Annotated in this window: 20 protein-coding genes, 1 tRNA gene and 2 riboswitches; of the genes, 15 read left to right on the forward strand and 6 right to left on the reverse strand. The window is 63.9% G+C overall.

What is annotated here, in order from left to right:
* Nucleotides 1-430: 430 nt before the first annotated feature.
* On the reverse strand, nucleotides 431-853 hold the full coding sequence (locus AC6I1W_RS05000) for an AlbA family DNA-binding domain-containing protein (RefSeq protein WP_069101822.1): 423 nt from the start codon (nucleotides 851-853) through the stop codon (nucleotides 431-433).
* 423 nt (nucleotides 854-1,276) lie between these two features.
* On the opposite strand from AC6I1W_RS05000, the gene AC6I1W_RS05005 reads away from it, so the two are divergent.
* The 4 genes from AC6I1W_RS05005 to AC6I1W_RS05020 all read left to right on the forward strand — a co-directional run bounded on the left by AC6I1W_RS05005 (nucleotide 1,277) and on the right by AC6I1W_RS05020 (nucleotide 6,757).
* Nucleotides 1,277-3,040, forward strand: coding sequence for an RNA-binding domain-containing protein (locus AC6I1W_RS05005; protein ID WP_065674333.1), 1,764 nt, complete (start codon nucleotides 1,277-1,279; stop codon nucleotides 3,038-3,040).
* Between the two features lie 568 nt (nucleotides 3,041-3,608).
* Nucleotides 3,609-3,788: riboswitch (cobalamin riboswitch) on the forward strand.
* A gap of 86 nt (nucleotides 3,789-3,874) precedes the next feature.
* A complete protein-coding gene (locus AC6I1W_RS05010) occupies nucleotides 3,875-4,894 on the forward strand; it encodes a FecCD family ABC transporter permease (protein ID WP_179856619.1) in 1,020 nt (339 codons plus the stop codon).
* The gene (locus AC6I1W_RS05015; RefSeq protein WP_284950373.1) at nucleotides 4,891-5,682 is read left to right on the forward strand and encodes an ABC transporter ATP-binding protein; all 792 of its coding nucleotides are present in this window, start codon (nucleotides 4,891-4,893) and stop codon (nucleotides 5,680-5,682) included. The genes AC6I1W_RS05010 and AC6I1W_RS05015 overlap by 4 nt, the downstream gene beginning before the upstream one ends.
* Nucleotide 5,683: 1 nt before the next feature.
* Nucleotides 5,684-6,757: an ABC transporter substrate-binding protein gene (locus tag AC6I1W_RS05020; RefSeq protein WP_270237242.1), complete on the forward strand. Its 1,074-nt coding sequence runs from the start codon at nucleotides 5,684-5,686 to the stop codon at nucleotides 6,755-6,757.
* A 204-nt stretch (nucleotides 6,758-6,961) separates the two neighbouring features.
* On the opposite strand, the gene AC6I1W_RS05025 is transcribed toward AC6I1W_RS05020, so the two are convergent.
* The gene (locus AC6I1W_RS05025) at nucleotides 6,962-7,615 is read right to left on the reverse strand and encodes a precorrin-8X methylmutase (RefSeq protein WP_065674337.1); all 654 of its coding nucleotides are present in this window, start codon (nucleotides 7,613-7,615) and stop codon (nucleotides 6,962-6,964) included.
* Nucleotides 7,616-7,908: 293 nt separating this feature from the next.
* On the opposite strand from AC6I1W_RS05025, the gene AC6I1W_RS05030 reads away from it, so the two are divergent.
* From AC6I1W_RS05030 to AC6I1W_RS05045, 4 genes are read left to right on the forward strand one after another with little or no spacing between them, the layout of a single operon-like run.
* On the forward strand, nucleotides 7,909-8,592 hold the full coding sequence (locus AC6I1W_RS05030) for an energy-coupling factor ABC transporter permease (protein WP_065674338.1): 684 nt from the start codon (nucleotides 7,909-7,911) through the stop codon (nucleotides 8,590-8,592).
* Nucleotides 8,585-9,019: an energy-coupling factor ABC transporter substrate-binding protein gene (locus tag AC6I1W_RS05035; protein WP_065674339.1), complete on the forward strand. Its 435-nt coding sequence runs from the start codon at nucleotides 8,585-8,587 to the stop codon at nucleotides 9,017-9,019. Before AC6I1W_RS05030 ends, AC6I1W_RS05035 begins: the two co-directional genes overlap by 8 nt.
* Complete coding sequence (gene cbiQ / locus AC6I1W_RS05040) at nucleotides 9,016-9,861, forward strand: cobalt ECF transporter T component CbiQ (protein WP_065674340.1); 846 nt, start codon at nucleotides 9,016-9,018, stop codon at nucleotides 9,859-9,861. Before AC6I1W_RS05035 ends, cbiQ begins: the two co-directional genes overlap by 4 nt.
* Complete coding sequence (locus AC6I1W_RS05045; protein WP_065674341.1) at nucleotides 9,858-10,691, forward strand: energy-coupling factor ABC transporter ATP-binding protein; 834 nt, start codon at nucleotides 9,858-9,860, stop codon at nucleotides 10,689-10,691. The genes cbiQ and AC6I1W_RS05045 overlap by 4 nt, the downstream gene beginning before the upstream one ends.
* Before the next feature lie 216 nt (nucleotides 10,692-10,907).
* Here the strand turns inward: AC6I1W_RS05045 and cbiT are convergent, their stop codons facing one another.
* Nucleotides 10,908-11,504: a precorrin-6Y C5,15-methyltransferase (decarboxylating) subunit CbiT gene (cbiT, locus tag AC6I1W_RS05050; RefSeq protein ID WP_065674342.1), complete on the reverse strand. Its 597-nt coding sequence runs from the start codon at nucleotides 11,502-11,504 to the stop codon at nucleotides 10,908-10,910.
* 23 nt (nucleotides 11,505-11,527) lie between these two features.
* A riboswitch (cobalamin riboswitch) is annotated at nucleotides 11,528-11,664 on the forward strand.
* A 40-nt stretch (nucleotides 11,665-11,704) separates the two neighbouring features.
* On the opposite strand from cbiT, the gene cobO reads away from it, so the two are divergent.
* From cobO to cobA, 3 genes are read left to right on the forward strand one after another with little or no spacing between them, the layout of a single operon-like run.
* The gene (gene cobO / locus AC6I1W_RS05055; RefSeq protein ID WP_065674343.1) at nucleotides 11,705-12,319 is read left to right on the forward strand and encodes a cob(I)yrinic acid a,c-diamide adenosyltransferase; all 615 of its coding nucleotides are present in this window, start codon (nucleotides 11,705-11,707) and stop codon (nucleotides 12,317-12,319) included.
* Nucleotides 12,319-14,751, forward strand: a complete 2,433-nt coding sequence (gene cobBC / locus AC6I1W_RS05060; RefSeq protein ID WP_284950378.1) for a bifunctional hydrogenobyrinic acid a,c-diamide synthase/histidinol phosphate aminotransferase CobBC — start codon at nucleotides 12,319-12,321, stop codon at nucleotides 14,749-14,751. Before cobO ends, cobBC begins: the two co-directional genes overlap by 1 nt.
* Entirely contained in the window at nucleotides 14,751-15,527 is a 777-nt protein-coding gene (gene cobA, locus AC6I1W_RS05065) for a uroporphyrinogen-III C-methyltransferase (RefSeq protein ID WP_004810745.1), read from the forward strand. The genes cobBC and cobA overlap by 1 nt, the downstream gene beginning before the upstream one ends.
* Here the strand turns inward: cobA and AC6I1W_RS05070 are convergent.
* Nucleotides 15,521-16,273 (reverse strand): cobalt-precorrin-6A reductase, encoded by a 753-nt coding sequence (locus AC6I1W_RS05070; protein WP_270237245.1) that lies wholly within the window; start codon nucleotides 16,271-16,273, stop codon nucleotides 15,521-15,523. The genes cobA and AC6I1W_RS05070 overlap by 7 nt on opposite strands.
* A gap of 225 nt (nucleotides 16,274-16,498) precedes the next feature.
* Here AC6I1W_RS05070 and cobT point away from each other — a divergent pair, with 225 nt between their 5' ends.
* From cobT to AC6I1W_RS05090, 4 genes are all read left to right on the forward strand, one after another.
* Nucleotides 16,499-18,169, forward strand: a complete 1,671-nt coding sequence (cobT, locus tag AC6I1W_RS05075; RefSeq protein WP_270237247.1) for a nicotinate-nucleotide--dimethylbenzimidazole phosphoribosyltransferase — start codon at nucleotides 16,499-16,501, stop codon at nucleotides 18,167-18,169.
* The gene (locus AC6I1W_RS05080; protein ID WP_270237249.1) at nucleotides 18,166-19,005 is read left to right on the forward strand and encodes an adenosylcobinamide-GDP ribazoletransferase; all 840 of its coding nucleotides are present in this window, start codon (nucleotides 18,166-18,168) and stop codon (nucleotides 19,003-19,005) included. The genes cobT and AC6I1W_RS05080 overlap by 4 nt, the downstream gene beginning before the upstream one ends.
* Nucleotides 19,002-19,766 (forward strand): helical backbone metal receptor, encoded by a 765-nt coding sequence (locus AC6I1W_RS05085; RefSeq protein ID WP_270237251.1) that lies wholly within the window; start codon nucleotides 19,002-19,004, stop codon nucleotides 19,764-19,766. Before AC6I1W_RS05080 ends, AC6I1W_RS05085 begins: the two co-directional genes overlap by 4 nt.
* A 79-nt stretch (nucleotides 19,767-19,845) precedes the next feature.
* Nucleotides 19,846-19,921, forward strand: a tRNA-Thr gene (locus AC6I1W_RS05090).
* A gap of 7 nt (nucleotides 19,922-19,928) precedes the next feature.
* On the opposite strand, the gene AC6I1W_RS05095 is transcribed toward AC6I1W_RS05090, so the two are convergent.
* Both AC6I1W_RS05095 and AC6I1W_RS05100 read right to left on the reverse strand, forming a co-directional pair.
* Nucleotides 19,929-20,909: an IS481 family transposase gene (locus AC6I1W_RS05095; protein ID WP_497743524.1), complete on the reverse strand. Its 981-nt coding sequence runs from the start codon at nucleotides 20,907-20,909 to the stop codon at nucleotides 19,929-19,931.
* 123 nt (nucleotides 20,910-21,032) lie between these two features.
* Nucleotides 21,033-21,392 (reverse strand): VOC family protein, encoded by a 360-nt coding sequence (locus tag AC6I1W_RS05100; RefSeq protein WP_270237297.1) that lies wholly within the window; start codon nucleotides 21,390-21,392, stop codon nucleotides 21,033-21,035.
* Nucleotides 21,393-21,438 lie beyond the last annotated feature (46 nt).

The raw sequence follows: 21,438 nt of genomic DNA on the forward strand, positions 1-21,438 counted from the left end.
CGTTTCCCGACGGTGTCTGTTCTGGTGCCCAGCTCCACGCCGTTCACATGTGTTCCAGGCCTGGCGGGTGGGTCGCCAGACTGCAACTCACACTGCAAGTGTTGCAGTGTGAGTGAAAGTGTGGATGGTTCAGCATACGGTATGGATTCGGTAGCAGGTCGTCCGGGCACCTTGGCGGCCATCCATGACGACGAGTCTTTCCTTGAGCGGCAACGCCAGAGCGTAACGCACCTGACCAGTTGTCAGTCCCGCGTAGTCTGCAAGTTCGTGGATCGTCAGTGCTCTCCCCTGCGACGAGTGTAGCGAGTACGTGCTCCTCGTTGCGGGTTGGGACCGAAGATCTTTGGGGCCCGGTGAGGGCCTCGCTGTCTTCGCTTCGTAGTCGTCATGTTGACGCCACATGAGCGCCGGGTAGTGCCCCTGCGGATAGTCACCCAGGGCATACAGTCCTGCCAACGTTGGTTCTCCCTGATGCTGTCAGCATGTTCGTCATCCGCAGGATTCGCTCGTCAGCATGGTCGCGCAATCGTCGGTCACTGGTGCGTACTGTCGTCAGATACGACTCCACCAGCTCAGGTTCCAGGTCGTCAACGACACGTCCCCTGGCAGCGGCCAAGTCGTAGTCGATCTGTTCGTCCACATGGAGAACCTCCACCTGTCTGCCGTCAATGGTGAATGTCTGAAAATCCAGATGCGGTGATGCTTGGACGGCATCCCTGGCCTGTGTTGCGATACCCGCCTCCGTTGTTGCGATGTCCTTGACGCCCACCACGTCGAACCGACCGTTTGCTTCGTCCACCCCGAGGATGACTGTGCCGCCATTGGGCATGTTCGCGAATAGCGTCTCCGCCATCTTTGGCACGTTGCCCGATGTTCGTTACTTGCACTGTTGTTTGCAGTGTAAGTGAGAGTGTGCGCGGGCCCGGGTGAGGTGGTGGTCCGGTCTGCCGAGCGGGTCGTGGTCCAGCGACCCCGTGGCAGATGTGCCAGGGATCGTGGGGTTCGCCACCTGGCGTGGCACGAGGTGCCTTGCCGAACCGAAATACCGCACTGAATCATCCGCCGCCCCGCTGTGTTGGCTCATGTTGTCTCAACATGCCAGCCAGTTGTCTCCCCAATCGTGAGGGGACGTCAGATCCATCGAAAATGTGTGCGCACTCCTCGTCGCTGAGCTTGATCATAACTTTTCAGTCATAAAGTTATACTCAATGTCTGGACTGGATGCCTGGTTAAAAGTTTCTGGGCACAAACTTGTAGCTGGAAGTGGACTGCTCACATGGGAACAACTTTCGGGCCAGACCCGATTGCAGTTGAGATCGACGCTGCGCTGGAGCACTTGGACGCAGGGCACCGGGTCCCGGAATGCAAGTATCTTGACTTCAAGGAGGATTCCAGTCGACGAGGCAAGCACGGTGAGTTGCTACTGGGTCGACGTGAGGATGAACGAGCCGCTGAGCAGCTTGCCGGTGAAGCCGCGTGCATGGCCAACACCCCTGGGGGTGGTGCTCTGATCGTCGGAGTCAATGACAAGGATGATGGACCATTGCTCATCGGTACATCCTTGGATACCGAGTGGTTGCGGAGGAAGATCTATGAGCACACCTCTCGCGCGTTGACTGTTGACGTCCGAGAAGTCCACGTTCACGATGCCAGGTTGTTGATCGTCAGATCACCCACCGCGCTGGAACCGATCAAGGTCAAGGGAAAGATCCGCTGGCGGATTGGTGATCATTGCGAGGAGATCGACGCAACGTCATGGCACCACCGCCATCAGTACTCTATCCGCTACGACTGGTCGGCGCAGTTCTCAAACGTGAGCCTGGAGGAAGTGCGACCTGCTGCCCTTGACGCAGCACGCGCCTTCCTCCAAGCCAGCACCGACGAGGCGGCGGTGGAATTGGCCAACTGTACGAGTCGTGAGTTGCTGTCCCGGTTGAACGCCATTGATGGTGAGGGCAAGCTCACCAATGCTGCTGCTCTGGTCTTTGTGGGGCGTCCCGAGCCATGCCTTGACTACATACGTCGTGACATGCCCGGTCAGGACAGCGGTGACCGAGTACGTATTGGTGGGGTATCACTGCTTGAGCAGCTCCAACGGGTGTTCGCCGTCGCGCGGGCGTACAACCCTTTATCGCATGTGTCTTCGGGACTTGTCGAGGGGCAGGTCCGCCAGCTGCCGGAACGTGCCATTCGTGAGGCCATCGTCAATGGGTTGGCTCATCGTGAATGGGGGCTGCCCGATGCAACGCTCATCGAGCACAATGGAGCCGTCTTGCGAGTTACCAGCCCCGGAGGATTCTTCGGAGGTGTGACGGCTGAGAACATCATCACCCACCCATCGACGTCCAGAAACGTTGCTCTCACTGAGCTCTTGGCATCACTTCGAATTGCAGAACGTGAAGGTATCGGAGTTGACCGTATGGTTGGTGATTTGCTTCGCCGGGGGCTTCGCATGCCGACCATTCGGGAAATTGACGGTCCCTATGTGGTGACGACGCTTTCCGGTGTCGATCCTGACGTGGCATGGACATCGTGGCTCACTGGTATGGATGTTCCCGAGCTCATGCAAAATCTCCGCACTTTGATGGTTATGCGTTTCCTCACTGATCATCTCTGGATCGACGAGGACATTCTTGCTCCCTACCTGCAAGTCCCCGTCGAGGAAGTTCACGAAACTCTTGAGCTTCTACGGCAGACGGAGTGTGATGGCGAACCCTTGCTGAAGCCCATCCGCGGCGTTCCCGACGAAGCCCTCCCCGCGTTTACCCTCTCCAAGAGAGCAAACAAGCAGCTGGACATGGAATATGCGAATCGCGGTTTGAAGCGTTCAGTGCCTAGTAGAGCAGTGACGGCTCGTCAATATGCCCGGCATCGAGGGCGTATCAGTACGACAGAATTGGGCGTCATCCTGGATGTGTGGGCTTCCAACGTCGGACAGGTCCTCAAGGATCTCATGGCTGACGGAGTACTGCAGCCTTCGTCAGAGGCAATGGCAGGTCGCGGATTTCACTACCTGTGGACAGGTGACGAGGCATCCTGACTTTTTCAGTCCTTATGATCCATCTCGCCAAGTTCCTGGTCAGGCAGAGCGTGTTCCGATACACCGGAAAGCTAAGTGCACTTCCCCTTTCGGGGCGGTGGAGCACAACTTTTTGACCGAAAGATTGTACTTGCACCCTCGGATTGGGTGTCTGGGTGCAGTCTTCGAGGCTGCTCCCTGTGGTTCTGGCTGCTGAACCAGTCGAGAAAATTGTGCTTACCCTCGCGCTTGTGCTGTTGAGCAGAATTTTTCAGCCACAAAGTTGTACTCCAGGCATGAAGCGGCGGCGGGAGCACAACTTTTCGCAGTGTGGGGAGCTCTGCGCGGTATGGAGATCCTGTCGGTGGCGGTGTTGTGGTCCGTTCGTCTCTGTGGCAGATGTGTCAGGAGTCGTGGTGTCTGTCACCTGGTGTGGCACGAGGTACCTTGCCGAACTGAATTACCACGCGGGTGCGAAGTACCCCGTCGATTGCGCTCGGTGGGTTCCGAGGCGTGTGCCGCACGCGATCCGGCATGTCTGTGACAAGGGGCTGGCGGACGGCACGTCGCGAAGTGCGTGTCACAGGTGCTAGCCTGCCTCGCATACATGGTGCGGCCCCGATGAGGCCGCAGTGAATCCGGTGAGAATCCGGGACTGTTGCGCAGCGGTGACGGTGACGACGTCGGCAAGACCACTGGGAGTGATCCTGGGAAGGGCCGACCGAGAGTGATCCGAAGTCCGAAGACCCCATGTATGACTTGTGTCGTTCGGGCCTCGCATCAAGGTCCTCGCACCCAGAAGGAACAGCTATGCCTTCCTCGAGACGGTCGGCCGAGCGTGACCGCCGGTTGCCGGTGGCACCCCTGGTGATCATCCTCGTCGTGCTCATCGTCGTCAGCGCCGTCGTCTCGCTGACCATTGGTTCGGAACCATTGCCAATGCGTGGCGTTCTTGACACGGTTGGTGCCAGGATCACTGGTGAGCCGGGCCCCGACCCGACGATCGATGTCATCGTCTGGGACCTGCGTGCCCCCAGGGCACTGCTGGCGATCATCGTCGGAGCCGGACTCGCCCTGGCCGGAAGCGGTATGCAGACCCTGGTGCGCAACCCGCTTGCCGACCCCTACCTGCTGGGTGTCTCGGCCGGTGCGAGTGTGGGGGCCACCGCGGTCATCGCCCTGGGGATGTTTGCCTCCTGGGGCCCTCACCGGCTCACCATCGGAGCCTTGGTGGGGGCATTGGGCGCCGCCGGTCTGGTGTACCTCATCTCCATGGCCCAGGGCGGCATGACGCCGCTGCGGCTGGTGCTCTCGGGCGTCGTGCTCTCTGCGGCATTCTCGGCACTGGCGAGTTTCCTCGTCTTCCGCAGCTCGGACCCGCGCGCGGCGCAGTCGGTGCTGTACTGGATGCTGGGATCGGTGTCCGGTGCCACTTGGGACAGTTTGTGGGTGGCAGCCATCGTCACCGCTCTGTCCGTGGTGCTCATGATCGCCTTCTCGGGTTGGCTCGATGCCCTGGCGGCTGGCACCGACGTCGCTCGATCCCTCGGCATCCCCGACACCAGGGTGCGTAAGGCGTTGTTCGTCGGCAACTCGGTACTCGTCGGGGTGCTCGTGGCGGTCTCGGGCGGCATCGGATTCGTCGGACTCGTCATTCCGCACATGTCACGGCTGCTCGTGGGAGCCAGTCACCGGTCGATGCTGCCTGTCGCCGCCGCCATCGGCAGTCTCTTCCTGCTGTGGGTGGACGTCGGCGCCCGCGTCATCGCGGCACCACAGGAGGTGCCTCTCGGCGTCGTCACCGGGTTCATCGGCGCTCCCATCTTCCTGTACCTCATGGGGCGCAGTCAGTACCGATTCTCGAGTGAGTCATGACACGTCTCGAAGTTCGCAACGTCCAGTGCCGCATCAACGACCGCGTCATCGTCGACGACGTCAGCTTCATCGCCGAGCCGGGGAAGCTCACCGCCATCGTCGGCGTCAACGGAGTCGGCAAGTCGACTCTGCTGCGATCCATCGCCGGGGTGCGTCAGTTCAATTCCGGCGACGTCCTGCTCGACGGCACCTCCGTCACCGACTACACCCCCATGAAACGTGCTCGGCTCATGGCCTTCGTCGGGCAGGAGGAGTCGCCATCGCCAGACCTCCTGCTGGGTGAGATGGTTGCGCTGGGACGCACTCCGCATCGCAAGCCGTGGCAGGTGGGGCAGCGTTCCGAGCGAAGGATCATCCGGGATTCCCTGGCCCTGGTCGGACTTGACCACCTCATCGATCGTCGCTGCGACCACCTGTCCGGCGGTGAACGGCGTCGCGCCGTCATCGCCCGTGGCCTGGCCCAGGGTGCAGACCTCATCATGCTCGACGAGCCGACCAATCACCTCGACGTGCGCCACCAACTCATGCTGCTGGACACGCTGCGCGCCAGCGGTCGGACGGTGGTCGCCACCATCCACGACCTGGGCATGGCCGCAGCCCACTTCGACCACGTCGTCGTCCTGGCGGATGGCGGAGTGCTCTCTGCAGGTCCGGCCCATGAGGCGCTCAGCCCATCGAACGTCGCGACGGCATTCCACGTCGTCGCACACCATGTCACCACCCCCGATGGCAGCCAGGAGCTCGTGTGCACTGCGCCGCTGCCTGAACTCAGCAGAGAGGAAAACTGAAATGTCCACCAAATTCCTACCCGTCGTCATGGCCGCCTGTCTGGCCGTGGGACTCACCGCCTGCGGCAGTGGGGCCACTCCCAAGAGCGGCGACTCCGCCAAGGACTCCAGCGAAGTCACCGTGACCAACTGTGGCAAGAAGGTCACCTATCCCAGGAATGCCGAACGCCTCTACGTCAATGACGGCAGCATCATCGCCACGACGCTGAGTGCCGGGGCACGCAAACAGATCGCCGCAGTGAGCTCGATGGGCCGGGACAAGGAGATTCTCACCGCGAAGTATGGCGCTTCCACCATCAATGGCCTGCACGAGGCTGTCAAGGGTTACATGACGCTCGAGTCGATCATCGCCAACAAGCCCGACGTCGTCGTCGCCGGCTGGGACTACGGATTCTCCGAGGCGAACAACCTCACTCCCGACACTCTGCACGGCAAGGGCATCAACAGCTATCTGCTCACTGAGTCCTGCCGACAGAAGGACGGCCAGAACGCCCGCGGCGTCATGGACCCTTGGAATGCGGTGCGTACCGACATCACCAATCTCGCCACCCTCACTGGGCACGAGGACACCGGCAAGAAGGCCGTGAAGGACATGGATGATCGTCTCGATGCCCTTCAGAAGGCTCCGAAGGCCAAGAAGACCCCGACGGTGCTGCTCTTCGACTCCGCCAAGGACACCGTCTTCACCAGCGGAAGCAAGGGCGGCCCCCAAGCCATCATCAACGCGGCGGGTGCGCAGAACGGCGCCCATGACGTCAATGACACCTGGGTGCGCATCGGCTGGGAGAAGGTGGCGAAGATGAACCCGGACGCCATCGCCTTCGTCGACTACGACGCTCAGCCTTACAGCGAGAAGATCAAGATCTTGGAATCGAATCCGGCGACCAAGAACCTGGATGCGGTGAAGAAGAAGCGCTACCTCAACCTTCCCTACGCCATGTGGACCTCTGGTCCGCTCAACATCGATGCCGCCGAGCACCTGAGGGTCAGCCTGGAGAAGTGGGGGTTGGAACCCCAGTCGTCGATCAAACCCCAGCTGAAGATTCCGGCCTCCGTGCCCGGGCACGAGGGCTGAGAGGTAGCTGCGCCGCTTCGGTACCCCTTGGCTTCACAGGTGCGGTGTCTGTGACGTTGACGTGGTTGTCGTTGACCATGACGACGGCGAGCAGGGGTGCAGATCTCCGGACAGGCGAGCTACGGAGCCTGGCTGGGATGGTGAGATGCGGCTGCTGGGCGACGCCGGTTTCAGCCCCACTGCGATGCTCTGGCGAGGGGCTTCTCAGCGATGGTTGTTGGTCAGCTCGTCGGTCGATGCAATGGCGTTGACGGCGGCCACTGCGATCGCTGAGCCGCCACGTCGTCCCAACAAGGTGAGGTATTCCAAGTCCAGGGGCGAGTCGACAAGGGCTTGCTTGGACTCGGCTGCACCGACGAACCCGACAGGGATGCCGACGACGGCTGCCGGGCAGGCACCCGTCTCCTCGCACACCTCGAGCACCCGGTACAAGGCGGTGGGGGCGTTGCCGATGGCGACGATGGCCCCGTCGAGCTTGCCCTCCTCGGCCCACAGGTCCACCGCTGCGCAGGTTTTCGTCATGTTCTTGGCCTTGGCGATGTCGGCCAAGCGGGGATCCTTGATGTAACAGATCGTCTCGTTGTCACGGGGCAGACGGGACCGGATGATTCCGGTGGCCGTCATGGAGGAGTCGCACAGGATCGGGGCACCGTTGCCCAAGGCCTTGCGGGCGGCCTTGACCACACCTGGTGTGAAGACGATGTCGTCAGCGATGGCGGGATCCGCAGCAGCGTGAATCATCCGGACGACGACTCCCTCGACGTCGGTGGGGAAGCGATCCAAATTCGCCTCGGAACGAATGATGCGGAAGGACTCGCGGTAGATGTCGGATCCGTTGTTGACGTACTCGTGGGCCACGACGTCCTCCTGACGACGGCGAAAACTGATTCCTCGGAAGCGTAACACTCGCCAATTCCGTCGTGACAGGGCGGAATCACGCTTAGGCAACCCTTGGATGAAACCCCTGAATTGCTGTGTTTCACTGGTCTTAGAACAATTCAAGAACGCCCTGATGACGTGGTTGAAGCCGGGAACCGCCGGCACGGACGCGCCACTGTGAACGATCCCGTGAGGACCGAAAGTCAGATCTGCCATGCACGTCAGGCCTTTCCAGGACGGGACGCGAATCCCGAGAAAGGAGATGACGCCTCATGCACATCGCTGAGGGGATTCTCTCACCTACTCAGTGCGCAGTCTGGTACGCGGCTGCCGCACCATTCGTCATCCATGGCGGCTATCGAGTCGTCAAGGAGGTCAAGGAGCACCCCGAGAACAAGCTCTTGCTCGCCACTGCTGGCGCCTTCACCTTCGTCCTCTCCGCCATCAAGCTTCCCAGTGTCACCGGCTCGTCCTCGCACCCGACGGGAACCGGCGTCGGCGCTGCCCTCTTCAAACCACCGGTCATGGCATTCCTCGGGATGATCGTGTTGATCTTCCAGGCCTTGCTGCTGGCTCACGGTGGCATGTCCACACTGGGGGCCAATACCTTCTCGATGGGCATCGCCGGGCCGTGGGCCGGTTACGCCTTCTACAAACTCACCAAGAAACTCCACGGATCCGACGCGTTGGCAATCTTCCTGTGCATGGTCTTCGCCGACTTCATCACCTACGTCGTCACGAGCTTCCAGCTCGCCTTCGCCTTCCCGGATCCCACCGGTGGCGTCTGGGGAGCTGCTGGAAAGTTTCTCGGCATCTTCGCCATCACCCAAATTCCGCTAGCCCTCATTGAGGGGTTCATCGGCATCTTGCTGTTCCGTTTCCTTGCCAAGGTCGCAACCCCGCAGCTCCAGCAGCTCGGCGTCCTCGGTAACAGTCAGGAGGTGGCTCATGCCTGAGAGCACCGTAACCAAGACCCGTCAGGACAATTCTCTGACCGGACAGAGCAAGTGGGTAACCCCCGTCATCATCGTCCTCGTGGTGGCCCTGTTCGTCATCAGCATGGTACTGGGTGGCAAGAAGACCAGCGGCGACGAGGAAGGATTCGGGGGGACTGACGACGCTGCCGCCGAGGCCGCCGAGCAAGCCGGTGCCAAGAAATGGATCGAGCCGATCTTCGAGCCGAACTCGGGTGAGGTCGAGTCCGGTCTGTTCGCCATGCAGGCTGCCCTGGGTGCCGGCATTGCCGGGTACGCGTTGGGCCGCATGTCCGGCAAGAAGAAGGGTCGTGAGGAGGCCGAGCACGCCTCTGACCTGCACAGTGTCGACGACGTGCCCGAGGCCGCCGTCACCTCGTCGGAATCCACTGCGACTGCCAAGTCATGACAATCACCTCTCTCGACGACGCCGCCTGGGATTCCCCCTGGCGGCGTCGTCCGGTTGGTGAGAAGGTCGCCCTATCAGCATCCTTGCTCCTGACCGCTCTGTGTACCCCGTCGATGGAGTCATCGTCGTGGGTGAGCCCGGTCGTCGGCTCCGGCATCTGGCCCGGGGCGCTACTCGCCGGGATCATCAGCGTCATCGTCATCCTCGGCCCGGCGCGCATCCGGGGGCGAGTGCTGTGGCAAGCCATGGCCGCCCCGATCGTCTTCCTGGTGGTCGGCGGGATCTCGGTCCTCATCAGCCTTGGGTCGTCCCCCATCGGGACAGTCTGGTGGCATGCCGGGGTGTTCAGCATCGGGCCGGTCACCACCGCCCAGGCGATGTCACTGATTGAACATGGCGTCTGCGGCACCCTCACCCTCATGGTGCTGGCCGTCACCACCCCCATGGTCGATCTGCTCACGTGGTTGCGGAAGTTCCACATCCCTGACCCGTTGCTCGAGATCGCCTCCCTGACCTACCGGCTCATCTTCGTGCTGCTCGACACCGTCGTGACGGCCGGTGAAGCTCAGCACGCCCGCCTCGGCGACGCCCCGGAAGGGAAATTTGGCGGGCTCAACCGGCGCATGAGCAACACCGCAGCGCTGCTCGGATCGGTCGGAATTCGAGCCTGGACGAGGGCCAACCGCCTCAACGACGGCCTGGTCAACCGCGGATTCGAGTCCGCACTGGTGACCCTGCCCGTCAAACGCGTCGGATCAGCGCGGTTCAAGATCATCGTCGTCACCGTCATCGCCGCAGTCTGGGCGATCAGCTGGTCGACGACCGGAAGGATTTTCAGATGAGTGACGAAGCCCTGTTGTCGACCGAGCACCTGTACGCCACTCACCCTGGCCGGCCCATGGTGCTCACCGACGTCAACGTGTCCTTCCGCGCTGGAGTTCGGGTGGCGATTCTGGGAGCAAACGGATCGGGCAAGACGACGCTGATGCGTTGCTTGTCGGGCTCCCTCAAGCCCGTCAAGGGCAAGGTCAAGAGAGGTGACACCGTGCTCGGTCACGGGCGCACCCAGCTTCGTGAGCACCGTCGGGCGGTTCAGCTCGTCCTTCAGGACCCCGACGACCAACTCTTCAGCGCTGACGTGAGCCAGGACGTCTCCTTCGGCCCGATGAACATGGGGCTGGACGTGGCGGAGGTGCGCGACCGCGTCGCCGAGGCCCTGCAGCTACTCGGGGCCAGCCATCTTGCCGAGCGTGCCACGCACCAGCTGTCCTACGGCGAACGCAAGAGGATTGCTGTCGCCGGTGCCGTCGCCATGCGCCCGGATCTGCTTCTCCTTGACGAGCCCACCGCCGGACTCGACCCGGTCGGCGTCACCAAGATGCTGGAGGCTTTGGACCGTCTGCGCGACCACGGTACGACCGTGGCGATGGCTACCCATGACGTCGACCTGGCCCTGGCCTGGGCTGACGAGGCGCTCATCGTTGTCGACGGGGGAGTGCAGCAGGGGCCGATCGACGAGTTACTCGCAAATGTGACCATGGTGGAGAGGGCCCATCTACACCTGCCTTGGCCCCTCGAACTGGTCCGGCGTCTTGGGATGGATGAGCGTCCCCGAACGATGAGCGAGGTCGTCGCGATCCTGTCACACCTGGCGCCGAGCAGTCCGTGTTGACGTCATCGTTGTGACATCAGCGGCACAAGGCACTCTTGATGGGGCGGCCACAGTGCGGCGGTTCGATGGTCATCATGAACAGGTCAGCGCTGTCGGTTTCGGCAGTGCCACACCATGTGCGTTTCGCTGCCGAGCAGACCTGGGCTGCCTGCCTGCTGGCCTCCCAGATCAGCTGAGTCCAGGGTCAGACAACTGTGCACACTGGGTGGCTCGTCGTCACTCAGTGTGCTGCCAGGTCCACGCCACGACGGTGCGGGCCGGTTTCCAGCCCCGCAGCCGGCCGATGCTGTCGGCGGTCTCGACGCCGAACCTCATGAGGTCACCGCCCAGATCCCGGTGCAAGGACTCCACGAGCATCTCGGCCTCCATCGTCACCCCATGGACGACGAGCCGTCCCCCGATGGGTAGACGTGGTCGACACTGGGTGACGAGAGTTTCCGTCGCACCGCCGCCGATGAAGATGGCATCCGGGTCGGGCAGTCCCTCCGGCAGCCCCTTGGTGAGGTCGGCGTCGATGACCTCGAACTGGCCGGGCAGAGTGAGTTCTGCGGCATTCGTGCGGGCATTGGCGGCCCGTTCTGTCTTGCGCTCCACCCCGATGGCTCGGCAGGTCGGATCGGTGCGACACCACTCGACACCGATCGACCCGGCGCCGGTGCCGAGGTCCCACAGCAGCTGGCCCGGCATGGGTCGCAACGCTGCCAGAGCGACGGCCCTCACCGGATGTTTGGTGATGAGGCCGTCATGGGCGAAGTGCGTCTCGTCGAGGCCAGGCGTGCGTCCGAGGAGGGTGGCGTCAGGATCATGGGTCATGAGGGAAGCTTAGGGCAGTGCCGGGTGAGGACAACCCGACCCGTGTGACACAATCGACGGTGGCCCTCGGGGAGGAATCCGGTGTGAATCCGGAGCGGTCCCGCCACTGTGAGCGCCTCAGCGCGAGCCAGGTCGATCCTGCGGGTCAGGTCACGGAAATCCCGTGACCCGACGGGCGCGGACCCGCAAGGAGGTCGTTCATGCCGCACGCGCGCAGTGGCGCCACACCAGACGACGGGCTGTCCACCAGACAGCGACGGTTACGGCCAGTTCTTGCTGTGAACACCGGCGAGGGCAAGGGCAAGACGACAGCGGCGATGGGTACCGCCCTGCGCGCCTGGAACCAAGGGTGGAGAGTCGGCGTCTTCCAGTTCGTGAAGTCCGGACGATGGCATGTCGGCGAGCAGGACGCCCTGCAAGCTCTCGGGAAACTCCACGAGGAGACCGGTGCCGGCGGTCCCGTCACATGGGAGGTCATGGGGACTGGATGGTCCTGGGCACGCTCCTTCGATGCCGCCGATGACCCCGAGGCCGCTGCCCGCGAGGGGTGGCGACACGTGTCGGAACTCCTGGCCAGCGAGGCGCTTGACTTCTACCTTCTTGACGAGTTCACCTACCCGCTGGACTGGGGATGGCTCGATGTCGACGAGGTCGTCGACACACTGGTCAACCGCCCCGGCACCCAGCACGTCGTCATCACTGGCCGTCGCGCCCCGGCAGCCCTCGTCGAGGTCGCAGACCTCGTCACCGAGATGACCAAGGTCAAGCACCCCTTCGACGCCGGTCAGCGTGGTCAGGCGGGAATCGAATGGTGATGCGCATTCCACGAATCCTCATCGCCGCCCCGGCGTCGGGAGGCGGTAAGACGACCGTCGCGACAGGTCTCATGGCAGCCCTGCGTGCCACCGGCCGGACGGTGGCGCCGTTCAAGGTCGGGCCGGATTACATCGATCCCGGTTACCACTCGATGGCCAGTGGTCGTCCGGGCCGCAACCTGGACTCCGTCATGTGTGGTGACGAGCTCATGGCCCCGCTGCTGGCCCATGGTTTCGTCACCCCCGATGCGGCGGACATTGCGGTCATCGAGGGAGTGATGGGCCTCTTCGACGGCCAGCTCGGGACCGGACGCGGGTCCAGCGCCGAGATCGCCACCTCGATCCAGACCCCGGTGGTCGTGGTCGTCGACACCGCTCATGCGTCCCTCACCCACGCCGCAGTGGTGGCAGGTCTGGCGACGTTTGATCCGAATGTCACGATCGCCGGTGTGATCCTCAACCGGGTCGCCTCTCCTCGTCATGGTGCCGAGGTCGTGCGCGGACTCGACCGACTCGGCATCCCGGTGCTGGGGCGGATTCCGCGCACCGAGTCGATCTTCGTGCCGTCTCGCCACCTGGGCCTGGTCCCGGCGGGGGAGTGGGAGCACTCCGCCTCCAAGGTCGCCGGCCTGGGTGACCTCATCGCCGAACACGTCGATCTCGACGCCGTTATGGACCTGGCCGATTCCGCACCCGACCTCGACGTCGAGCCTTGGGATCCGCGAGCCGCTCTGCAATCAGCTGGCTGGCAAGGCCATTCCTTCGACGAGCCGCCGGTGGTCGGAATCTTCGCGGGGCGAGCCTTCACCTTCCGCTACCCCGAGACCACCGAGATGTTGCGGGCGGCCGGGTTCCGGGTCGTCGACGTCGATCCCCTCACCGATCGACATCTTCCGGACGGCATCCAGGGCCTGTACCTGGGCGGTGGATTCCCGGAGATGCACGCCACGGATTTGGAGGACAACACCGAGCTCGCGGCAGATGTCCGCGCCCATGCCGAGGCCGGGATGCCGATCGTCGCGGAGTGCGCCGGGCTTCTCTACCTCTGCCGCCACCTCGACGGGCGCGACATGGCAGGCGTCCTTCCGATGGACGCGGCGATGGCGACGAGGCTGACGATGGGGTACCGGGTCGCCACCCGCAACTCCATCAGCGTCGTCGGCCACGAATTCCACCGCACCACGACGACGCCATTGGCTGACGTCGACCCGGCTTGGCACATCACCATGCCCGACGGCACCGATCGTGCCGAGGGAGCTCTGGGAGACCCTGCTTCTCTGGGGAGTCCCACCGTTCAGGCCTCCTACCTGCACCTGCACTGGGCCGGTCACCCCTCCCAGGCGGCGTGGTTTGCCCGTGAGGTGGCGAGGTTCCACGAGGGGAGGGGGGCCCAGGACACCGAGCCTGACCTCAATCACCACGGGGACAGCGACATTGCTGACGGTCTGGTCGACCTGGCCGTCAACGTCCGCGTCCTCGAGCCGCCGCAGTGGCTTCGCGACGCAATCACCTCCACCGAGCACGACTGGGCGCGTTATCCTGACGCCGCCCCGGCCCGGGACGCCCTGGCCACCATGCACGGTGTGGGAACCGACATGGTTCTGCCCACTTCCGGAGCAGCCGAGGCCTTCCCCCTCATTGCGACCACGCAGCCGCACCACGCTGCGGTCGTCCATCCTCAGTTCACCGAGCCGGAGGTAGCTCTGAGATCAGCCGGGATTGACGTCGACCGAGTCATCCTCAATGCCTCCGACGGGTTCGCACTGGATCCGGCCCTCGTCCCGGAGGATGCCGACCTCGTCATTGTCGGTAACCCCACGAACCCCACCGGTCGGCTGCACCCGGCGTCCGACCTGCTGACCCTGCGCCGCCCGGATCGGATCCTCGTCGTCGACGAAGCCTTCATGGACGCCACTGACGAGTCCCAGTCCCTCATCGGCAACGACATGGGCGACCTGCTGGTGCTGCGTTCCCTGACGAAGACCTACGGGCTGGCCGGGATCCGTGCCGGATACGTCGTCGGGGATCCGCGACTCATCGCACGTCTGGCGGCTCACCAGACCCCGTGGTCGGTGTCCACCCCGGCCGTCGCGGCCATGGTCTCCTGCACCTCCGAGGAAGCGTCTCGGTTCCGCAACCAGCTGCGCGACGAGATTCCCGCGGCCCGCGCCGACCTCGTCGGACGCCTTCGAGAACTCGGTCTGACCATCGTCGATTCCGAGGCTCCCTTCGTGCTCGTCGACACCTCGTCAATCAGCGGCGAATCGGTGCGTCTTCCTCTGGCTGATCGCGGGTTTGCCGTGAGGCGCGGGGAGACCTTCCCCGGTCTCGATCCCAGCTGGATCAGACTTGCCGTCCGTGACACGAAGACACATGCTGAGCTCGCCCGAGCCATCTCCGATCTGACAGCACACCAACCCAAGGAAAACTGATGTCCTACTCCCCAGAACTCGTTCCCGGCACTGTCACCCTCGTCGGAGGTGGCCCCGGTGATCCCGGGCTGCTGACCGTTGCAGGGCTGGAGGCAGTGCGTCAGGCCGACGTCATCCTCCATGACCGTCTCGCTCCGGTCGTCGTCATGGACGAGAATCCCGACGCCGAGAAGATCCCGGTCGGCAAGGTGCCGCGCGGGCCCTACGTCCCGCAGGAGCGCACCAACGAGCTGCTCATCGAGCATGCCAGGGCCGGGCGAAAGGTGGTGCGCCTCAAGGGTGGCGACTCCTTCGTCTTCGGACGTGGTGGCGAGGAGTGGCAGGCCTGCGCTGCTGCCGGTGTTCCGGTGCGCGTCATTCCCGGCGTCACCTCCTGCGTGGCCGGCCCCGAACTCATGGGAGTCCCACTGACCCACCGTCATTTGGTTCAGGGATTCACCGTCGTCTCGGGGCACGTCGCCCCCGGCGACACCCGGTCCGAACTCGACTGGGCACAGATCGCCAAGACCGGCACCACCCTCGTCATCCTCATGGGCGTGGCGCACATTGGTGACATCGCTGCACGCCTCATGGAAGGTGGACTTGCCGGTGACACCCCCGTCGCCGTCGTCGCGGACGCCTCACTGTTCACCCAGCGATCCCTGACGACGACCCTGGAGAAGGCTGCCGAGGACATGGTCGAAGCGGGCATCAAGCCGCCGGCCATCACCGTTGTCGGAGACGTCGCGGGCCTGGACCTCGACGAGACCCAGGTCCACGAACCGTCTGATCACTGAGATTTCACCGTCGCGAGGTGGGCGTTGATCCACTGCACCGCCTCGTCGACCTCGCTGAGCTCGTCCCCCCAACCAGGGGCCGGGCCGCGTGACACCATGACGATCTGGACGCCGGTCTCGGCTGCCAGACGGAGTTTGGGGTCCAGCTCGGTGCCCCCGGAGTCCTTCGAGACGACGGTCGCCACACCCCCGGAGAAGATCTCGCACTCCCGGGCCATGGTGAAAGGGCCACGCTCCTGCAGCACCGTCCAGCCCTCGGGAAGCTCCTCCTCGGGGGCGTCAACGCAGCGCACGATGACCCGACGCGGGCCAAGGCGCAGGTAATGGCTGATGGGTTGGCGTCCCACCGTCAGCAGGACGACGTCAGGCAGGTCCGCAAGGGCTCGTGCGGCGGCGTCGTGATCGTCCACCCAGTGCCAGGTTGCGGCTTCGGGTTGGGTGCGCCAGCTCGGCGGTGCGAGCCGGGCCAGCGGCAGGTTGAGATCGAGACACGCCTGTGCGGCGTGGCCGTGCATGGTCGCGGCGAAGGGGTGTGAGGCGTCCACCATGACCTTGACCTCGTTGGCGGTGAGGAAGTCCTTGAGACCGTCGACACCGCCGAACCCGCCCAGTCTCGTCGGTCCTGGGACGGGTCGTGGGGACTTCGTGCGTCCCGCCAGGGATGTGCACAGGTCGATCCCGTCATCGACCAGTCGAGTGGCCAGCTGCCGGGCCTTTGTCGTGCCGCCAAGAATGAGGACGTCCATGACTCCATCAAAGCAGGCTGTGGGACAATGATCCTCGACCGCGGTGGAACACCGGTGTGAATCCGGGACGGTCCCGCCACTGTGACGCCATCGAGGCGAAGTCAGACCAGAACCGCGCACACCTGCCCCGACCGGGGTGGGACCACATTGCGACGCACGTGCGTGGCGTCCGGGACTGCGAGGACACAGGCCCGGGGGATGCGGCGGCGTCCCCGACGATGGAGCATGATGGCCCGACTGTCTGAATCCGTGTCCGCTGAGAGCCTGCTTGCCCGTACAGTGCGCGGCATTCGAGGAGCTGACGCCAAGGCCCTGGAGGCTGCCCGAGCCCGTCAGCAGGTGCTCACCAAGCCCGAGGGTTCGCTCGGGCTGTTGGAGGATCTCTCGATCCGGCTGGCGGGAATGTACGGACAGGTACCGGTCCCTGTCCCGAGCCACCCGGTCGTCGGGCTGTTCGCAGGCGACCACGGGGTGTGGGCCCAGGGAGTCTCCCCGGATCCTCAGGAGATCACCACCCAGCAGATGGCCAACATGGCGGCCGGCGGGGCAGCGATCAGCGTGTTGTCGCGGCAGATGGGTGCGCAGCTGTGGATCACCGACGTCGGTGCCCTCCACGAGGTCGACGCGCCCATTCGTCAGCGTTGCGTGCGACGAGGCACCGATGACATCTCCCAGGGCCCGGCCATGAGTGCTGACGAGGCCGTCCAGGCCCTTGAAGTCGGTATCGAGACCGGCCTCGAGGCTGTCGAGGGGGGAGCAGACATCCTCGTCACTGGCGAGATGGGCATCGCGAATACGACGCCGGCCTCGGCACTCATCAGCGTCTTCACCGGGTGCTCTCCTGCTGAGGTGACGGGTAAGGGCGCTGGGTCGGACGACCGTCGTCACCAGCACAAGATCGGTGTCGTGTCCCGCGCACTCCAGGTCAACCGGCCCGACGCCGACCACCCGGTTGAGGCATTGGCGAAGGTGGGAGGTTTCGAGCACGCCGCCATGGCGGGGTACATCCTGGCCGCGGCCTCCCGGCGTGTCCCGGTGCTCATCGACGGGGTTATCGCCTGCTCGGCAGCTCTGACGGCCACCGCGATCTGCCCGGAGGTACGCGATTTCGTCATCACCAGCCATGCCGGCGCCGAGCCGGGAATCACCGCGTCCACCAGCGCACTCGGTCTTCCGGCCCTGCTGGATCTGGGGATGCGGCTGGGGGAGGGGTCGGGGGCCATCCTCACCCTGCCAATCGTTCAGGCCAGCGCCCACATCCTCAACGAGATGGCCACCTTCGAGGACGCCGACGTCACCGACATCAAGGTGACTGGTGAGACCGATCTACCTGACACCCTCGAGACGAGTGTTCGCCCTTGCCGGGCCCTCGTTCTCGGTGGTGCCCGGTCTGGCAAGTCGACCTTCGCGGAGTCGAAGTTGCCCCGTGACTCCAAGGTCACCTACGTCGCTACCTCCGAGCGAAATCTTGACGATGCTGAGTGGGAGGAGCGGATCCAGCTGCACCGGACCCGGCGTCCGGCAACGTGGCAGACCGTCGAGACCAAGGACATCGCCTCGGTGCTGCTGGCTGACGACGACTCCCCAGTGCTGGTGGACTGCCTCGGGGTGTGGATCACACGGATTCTCGACGAGGTGGGAACCTGGACTGCTGATCCAGGTGACGGGACCTGGCAAAAATCCTTGAGAAGTCGGGTTGATGAACTGACCGACGCCATCCGTCGTACTCGGCGCGACGTCATCCTCGTTTCCAACGAGGTCGGGATGGGGGTTGTGCCTGACACCCCGGCCGGACGACTCTTTCGCGACGAGTTGGGGAGACTCAACGCCGCTGTTGGACAGGTCTGTGACGAGGTGTGGATGTGTGTGGCCGGGGTCCCGAAGAGGTGGGCATGAGCGACGAACGGCATGTGGATCTTGGAAAGCTCGGTCCGCTGCGTGGCGTGGCGGAGGCCCTGTCCCTCTTCACGATCCTCCCCGGGCCGTACCTCAGTGACATCGACCGTCCGCTGGCTCGTCGGGCCATCACGGCATTCCCCTGGCTGGGGCTGTGTCTGGGGGCGGTGGCCGGCGGAATCGTCTCCCTGGTCCTCGGACTGGGAGCCGGATCGTTGCTGGCCGGGGTGCTCGCGCTGTGCTGGCTGGCCGGTGCAACCGGAGGCTTCCATCTTGACGGGGTCGCCGACACTGCCGACGGTCTGGGGTCGCGAGCAGCGCCTGACAAGGCCCTCGAGATCCTGAAGAAGTCCGACATCGGTCCGATGGGTGTCATCAGCATCGTCCTGGTACTGATCGTGGACGCGGCTGCCGTGGTGAGCCTGGCCGGAACGACCGTTTCGGGGGCATGGTGGCGTGTGGCGATGGTGGTTGCGCTCGGGCCGGCCATCGGTCGAGCTGCCATTCTCTTCGCCACGATGACCGGCGTGCCCTGCGCTCGTCCGGGTGGATTCGGGTCCCTCGTCGCCGGGGTGACGACTCCTGAATCAGCCTCGATCAACCTGACGGTTCTGGGAGCTGTCGTGGCCTTGGCGGGCTTTGTTGCCGGAGGCTGGCGGTGGTGCCTGATCGCCCTGATTTGCGCCGCATTGGCCCTGCTCATAGCGTGGGCCTGGATTCATCACCTGGTGAGGCGTCTGTCCGGGATGACGGGGGACACCTTTGGAAGCATCAATGAGGTGACGCAGATGAGTTTCTGGGTGCTGTCCGCCTTGGCCGTGGCGGTGGTGTCATGATCGACGATCTTGGTGCTGACGTGCCGGTGAGCGGACGAGTGCAACGGGTGGTGAGCCTGGTGCCGTCAATCACCGAGGCGATCGTGGCGACGTGTCCGCAGACTCTGGTGGGATGCACGGATTACTGCATTCGGCCTGCCAACCTGGACGAGGCTGTCGGCCACGAGGTGGCGCGAATCAGGGGGACGAAGAATCCTGATCGGGCAGCCATCACCGACCTGGAACCAGATTTGGTCGTCGCCAATCAGGAGGAGAACCGCGAGTACGACGTCACCTTGTTGCGGGACGCCGGTGTGCCGGTGTGGGTGACACGGATCGACACGGTGCCCGAGGCGATCTCCAGCCTGACGAGGCTCCTCGTGGAGGGGTTCGGCGTCGAGAGACCGCAGTGGCTGTGCGATGCCGATGAGGAGTGGAACCAGCCCTGGACTGACGAGGTGCGCAGTGCCGTCGTCGCGGTGTGGCGGGATCCGTGGATCTGCGTCGGACAGGACACCTACATTGCCGACGTGTTGAGGCACGTCGGCGTGGAGTTGATCGATGTGCCGGGGGAGTCCCGTTATCCCCACGCCGAACTGGCCGACCTCATCTCGGCCCGTCCAGACCGCGTCATCTTGCCCGACGAGCCCTACCATTTCGGCCCTGGCGATGTATCGGCTTTCCCTGACCTCGACGTCCGTCTCGTCGACGGCCAGAAGCTGGCCTGGTACGGCCCGTCCATGGTCGGTGCCCGTCGATACCTCTGCGAGATGCTGCCCTGACGACACAGCCGGTGTGCTAGCTGGTCACACCATGCTGGCAACATGTGCCACAATGTCCCACGTCGCCGTGAGGCGGCATGCCTCTGTAGCTCAGTTGGTAGAGCGCCGCTCTTGTAAAGCGATGGTCGCGGGTTCGAATCCTGTCAGAGGCTCCACTGGCCCCTAGTTGTAATCGCCGGACAGGTTAGGTACGCGGTCGGCGGGTGATTTGCTTTTGAGCGCGGTGTGTCCGCGGTGGTGATTGTAGTGGTGCAGCCAGCCGGGGAGTTCGGCCAGGCGGTCGGTCTTGCTGGGGTAGGGCCGTGGGTAGGCCCACTCGGCGACCAGGGTCCTGGTGAACCGCTCGACCTTGCCGTTGGTCTTGGGCGTGTAGGGCCGGGTGTACGTGTGCGTGATGTGGGTGTCTTTGAGTGCCTTGTTGAAGGCTTTGGACCGGTAGCAGGAGCCGTGGTCGGTCAGGACCGGCTTGACGGTGATGGCCTGGCTGGCGAACCAGGCCTGGGCCCTGGTCCAGAACCCGGCGGCGGTGTCCTTGCGCTCATCGCTGAGGACCTCGACGTAGGCCAGGCGGGAGTGGTCGTCGACGGCGTTGTGGATGTAGTGATACCCACCCCCGCTGGCGGATCGGCCACGGTTGCGTACTCCTTGGGCGCGTCCGACCATGCGGTGGCCGCCGCCGTCGGGGATCCGGCCCAGCTTCTTGATGTCGACGTGGACCAGCCAACCGGGGGTGTCGTGTTCGTAGCGGACGGGTGTGGGCTGGGCGCGTAGCCGGGCGCCGGTGGCCTTGTCGATCCAGGTCAGGGGTGGGCATCCGTAGCGTTGCAGGATCTTGCCGACGGTCGAGACGCTGAGGTGCTGGTGGCGTAGGTGGTAGGCGATGCGTGCTGGGCCCCACTGGTGGGTGATGGGCAATCCCACCACCCGTCGTTGCGTGCGACGGCAGACCCGTCGGGGCTGGTGGTGGGGTCGGCTGGAGTGATCACGCATTCCGGCCGGCCCGTGGGCGCGGTAGCGTTGGGCCGTGGTGACGCTGACGTTGAAGCGTTCGGCGGCCCGACGCAGGGGCCAGCCATCCTCGACGATGCAGCAGGCCAGGCGCAAACGTCCGGTTTCGGACAACGGGGCATTACGATGGGTCATGAGGGCCTCTTGGGAGTCGTGCTTTGTGTGGTAGCAACACACTCCACCCAGAGGCCCTCGCCCGTGTCCAGCCACAGCTGTCTCTAACCAGCCCGATGTACCTAACCTGTGTGGTGGTTACAACTAGTCGATTGGCGCGACCCGAACGCGATTGCCGTCAGGGTCGGCAACGACGAATGTAGTGCCGAATACGTCCTCGTGCGGCTCTTCGATGACGCGAACACCCTTCGCAACCCAGGCGTCGTAAGTCTCCTGCACCTGCTCTGCTGTGACGTTCAGACAAACTTCCGAAGTACGTACTGGTTCGCCCGCCAGGGCTGATGACTCTCCAGTCCACAGGGCCAGAGCAACGCCTTCCGCTAGTCCGAAAGTGACGTAACGCGGTGTTTCAAAAGTTGTTTCGATTTCGAGCAAAGCCTTGTAGAAGTCAACCGATTTCTGGATGTCGCTGACGTAGACGATGAAAACCAATTCGCGGTTCATTTTCTTCCTCCAAACTCAAGATTGTTCTGGCCACGTTACGGGCTCT

This window comes from Cutibacterium sp. KB22876 (assembly GCF_059728865.1).